This window comes from Veillonella parvula (assembly GCF_032575955.1).
In the GTDB taxonomy this organism is placed as follows: Bacteria; Bacillota; Negativicutes; order Veillonellales; family Veillonellaceae; genus Veillonella; species Veillonella parvula_J.
On sequence record NZ_JAWFXN010000021.1, the window covers coordinates 1 to 4773 of the forward strand.

1 protein-coding gene is annotated in these 4773 nt (G+C 42.2%); it reads right to left on the bottom strand.

Going from position 1 to position 4773, the window contains the following annotated elements; genetic code table 11:
• On the bottom strand, positions 1-4359 hold a 4359-nt coding region (locus E7L28_RS09755; RefSeq protein ID WP_316711642.1), incomplete at its 3' end, for an ESPR-type extended signal peptide-containing protein.
• Positions 4360-4773 lie beyond the last annotated feature (414 nt).

Genomic DNA, 4773 nt, shown 5'->3' on the forward strand with positions numbered 1-4773 from the left:
ATCACCTTTATCAACGGTAATATCCGCATTACGGCCGTCTTTGCCAGTTAAACCGATATGACCAACACCGTCTTTGCCGAACATAGATACAGCATCTTTACCGTCTTTGCCTGTGATACCTACCTTGCCGTCTGTACCGTCAGCACCGTTAGGACCAGTAATGGATACGCCGTCCTTACCGTTTTTACCAACTTTTACCTTATCAGTAGTTACGCTGTCAGCTTTGAGGTCTTTATCCATCATAACCTCTATATTACCGTCCGCATTAATTTTTGTTTTAATATTTTCGGAAGAGTAATTAGTATCAGCTTTGTCGCCTGTACCCACAACAGATACAGTTTCACCTAAGTTTTTATGAACTGGATTACCACTATTAGCACCAAAGTTCAAACCTTTTTTCGTGATTTCATCACTTAGGTTGTTAATCTTATTATCTAAAGATTTGTGAGATTTTTGCAATTGGTCTTCTGTAGCAGCACGACCGCTTGTGATGTTGTCAGGATCCCAATCTTTGTTTTCTAGACCTGTCACATAACCGTCTTTACCATCAACAGATACCTTGCCTGCCGCAATCTTACCATCTTTACCATCGATAGTTACCTTGTCGCCAGCTTTAATGGTACCGTTTTCACCGTCAATTGTTACGTTGCCAGCTTTAATAGTACCTTTATTGCCATCGATTGTAACTTTATCACCAGCCTTGATTGTGCCTGTAGTACCGTCCAACGCAATTTGTTTTGTAGCATCAGAGCCCAATGTTATTGTATCTTTTAGTTTCACTTCGTAATTTGTACCACTACCCGCCTTACTTGATGAAACTACTTCAATATTATTACTGCCGCTTACAGTTGTCTTTGCACCAGATATAGCACTATCTAATTGATTTTTATTAACTGCATCTGTGCCGTTCACACCAGGTCCTACATTGGTAATCGTATTACCGCCGTTGTTTAAACCATCTTTTGTGAGGCTTACCTTATTACCACCAGCAGGATTAATTGTCATACCATCACCGTTGATAACAGTATTATTACCACCGTTTGTGAAAGTTGTGGATGTTAATCCTTGTAATTCTTTGGCCAATTTTACATTTAATGTACCATTACCGTCAGATACAACGCCAATATTATTGTCGGATAACTTAGCTGCATCAGCACCACCTTTGATAGTTACGGTATCACCTAATTTTCTGTTGCTTACAGCACCAGTATCACCAGCGAAATTCAAACCCTTATCAAGAGTCTTATTAATATTCACGATATCCCCGGCATTTTTCGCAATGTTTTGTTTATTATCGGCGATGTCCTGCTTGTTTTTATTGATATCATTCTTATTATTAGCGATATCTCCGGCATTTTTATCAATAGCGGACTTATTCGTGTTAACTTTATCGTTAACCTTCTTCAATTGATCTTCAGTAGCGCCACGACCAAATACAGCTACAGGATGATCTACATCCCAGTCCGTATTGGTAAGACCTGTTACATGACCTGTAGTGCCGTCCACAGTTACAGGATGTGCCGCTGTCGTACCGCCTACAGTAATCTTATCACCTAAGCCAACAGTATATTCCTTACCGCCTGCTGCATTTGTACCTTCTGTTACGGTTACATTCGTATCCTTTGCTTTTACACTAGATGCCTTCGCAGTACCGCCGATAGCCTTTTGTAATTGGCTGTAGTTAACCGCATCATTAGGATTGCTACCGTCCGCCACGTTGGTAATCTTTTGATTGTTCGCATTGATACCGTTTGGCGTTACATAAGTCTTACCGTCTACAGTTAAGCCACCATTATTGATCGTTGTATTTCCGGCTGTAACACTGTCCAAACCTGTCAATGTTTTAGCTAGTTTCACATTCAACGTATCCGATCCATTAGATACAACACCAATATTGTTATCAGACAATTTTGTCGGATCAGTCACACCACCGATAATATTCGTCTGTTCACCAAGTTTACGAGTAAATTGATTAGCTGTAGCCGATGCAGCTTTCACATCACCGGCATATGCCACACCCTTATCCATCTCTGAAGTAACAGCATGCAATTGACTACCATTGATAGCATCCGTAGAAGTAGCGGAAATACGACCTGCTGCTACATTAGTAACGGTCCGTTCCATGCCTGCCTTGCCTACACTTACGGTAGATGCTGGGTTAATACCTGCAAAGTTATGTACAGTCCCGTTAATAGTTGCAGAAGGTGTCGCCACAGCTGCTGCTGTTTCAGAACCTGTACCCAATGCTACAGCACTTTCATTATCTACCTTTGTATTATTACCGAGAGCCACAGCATTTTTCGCTGTTACGGAAGCATTGTTCCCGAGAACCATAGCTCCATCAGCGGAAACATTGGAATTACTACCTACTGCATAAGAACTATCGGCTGTAATACTATTCTTATAGCCGAATGCACCAGACATATTACCCTTAACAGTACCGGCAGTAACAGTTGTAATTTTATCCTGGTCAGCACCTGCACCACTACCGTTTGCTTCCGTCGTGGTCACAACAGTAGCGGAACCGATAGTATTTCCTGCACCAATAGCATACGCCTGATTGCCGTAAATCGTATTCTTAGAACCAACAGCAGCAGACTCTTTCCCGGATTTAGAACCGTCTTTCATATCTAAACCGACCTGGTTCGTATCACCGATAGAGGATGAACGATCACCATAAGCACCAACCTGTGTACCAAGAGCAAGAGAATTTATTCCCCAGCTACGTGCCATGATGCCGATACCTGTGCTGGCTACGCCTTTAGTCAAAGAGTTGATACCAATTGCTGTAGAGCCTGTACCATAGGCTTCACTCAATGTACCGATAGCCGTAGTTGCATCGCCGATAGCTGCTGTATTTGCATATTTACCTTTTACATTAATAGATGCCGAACCAAGAGTGCCCGCGAATTTATCTTCAATTTCCTTGTTAAAGCTCTTTTTAATACCGTTTCCTACAGCCAATTGAGGCACAGCTGTTTCCAATTCAGTACGAGCCATATCGATATCATCACCACCGATGGCAACAGATGAATTACCGATAGCTCTTGTATCTGCACCCAATGCAAGAGACTGTGTACCATAAGTTTTTGCAGTGCTACCAATAGCTACACCTTGAGCATATTTAGGATTAACAGTGCCACCAGCGTTCTTAATTTTTACATTTGTTTCCGCAGATGCACCGATAGCTACATCACCACGAGCACCGTAAGAAGCGGCATCCGCCCCCATAACAACAGCGCCAGATCCAGGATTTCCATGTTCCGTAGAAACAATACTCTTTGCGGAACGACCGATAACAACATCCCCATTTTCCAACGCTTGTGCACCATGACCGATAGCCACCGTACTTGTCGGAATATTTGTTCCTACAGTACTTTCACCGGTTGCCTTTGCACCTGTACCGATAGCAATAGAATTAGTACCTGTTGACTTTGCTGTTTCACCTATAGCAATGGAGGACGCTCCAGTGGCTTCACTATCCCAGCCCATAGCAGCTGCATTAGTTGCATCAGCTGTAGAGTTAGCACCAATAGCACGGGCACCTTGTGCTAATGCTTTTGCACCATTACCGATGGCTACGCCCCACTCACCGCGAGATTGAGAGCCGTTACCCATAGCAACAGCACCACCTTTAGACGCCTTTGCATTATTACCAAACGCCATGGATGAACCACCATAAGCACGCGCATTGGAACCGAAAGCCTGATCATTATCAAGGCCTATCAATTGATTAGCTTCATCAAATCCGGCACGTGCATTATTACCAAGGGCAAAGCCGTTCGTGGATTGTACGCGTGCTTCATTACCGATAGCTACGCCGTTATTAGCAATTGTGCGCGCATTACGACCAATAGCTACAGCTTGCGCACCTTGACCGATAGTGCTTGTACCAATAGCAATTGTATTGATATCCTTAGTTGTCGCATCATGACCGATGGCAATACCACCGCTCTTATCTGTAATACCTGGTGTTGCTGTAGCAGGGTTAACACTTACTGTAGCACCATGACCGATAGCGATACCGTTTTGGCTTTCAGATTCGGATGGATCATTTTTACCAACAGTAGCGTCTGTACCCATAGCCACACTATAGTCACCGCGAGCATTTGTTCTTTCACCTACAGCAATACCGCCGTCATTTTCTGCTGTCGCACCAGTACCTCTTGTAATAGGTGCCCCCAACGCATCCGTAGGCATCATAACGCCTGTCAACATAATGGCAACTGCTGTAGTACCTACCATTTTAGAGAATACAACCGACAAAGAGGAACGTTTCGTCATGTTCTTTGCTGTTTCTGCCACAACAACATAACAGCCCTTTGTGCGATTCCAAATCACTTTAAATACTCGATTCATTAATCTTTCTCCTTTAAAGCAAACTAACTATATCCACTTACATAAAAATCTTAGAAATAAATCGATAATCAATGAGAATATATCGATATTTTTAAAAATATATTACTAAAATACCACATATTTCTGAAAAAGTAAAATTTTTTTCATTTTATTTTCATGAAATTATACGTTTAGATTATTTCGATATATAAAAAAATATCGAGGTACTACCCACTCGGACAGTCCTCGATATTCTTATTCATTCTATTAAATTATTTTATTGAATTGTGGGCGCATTAATCGCTTTGCGAAGGTCTACTGTAGAAAGTTCGTCCATCGCAGGAGCCATTTTTTCGTCCACAGGTTTCACGCGATTATTGCCGTCTTTCATAGCTTCGTTCAAGCTGAAGATCACCATTTCATTCATGTAGAAAC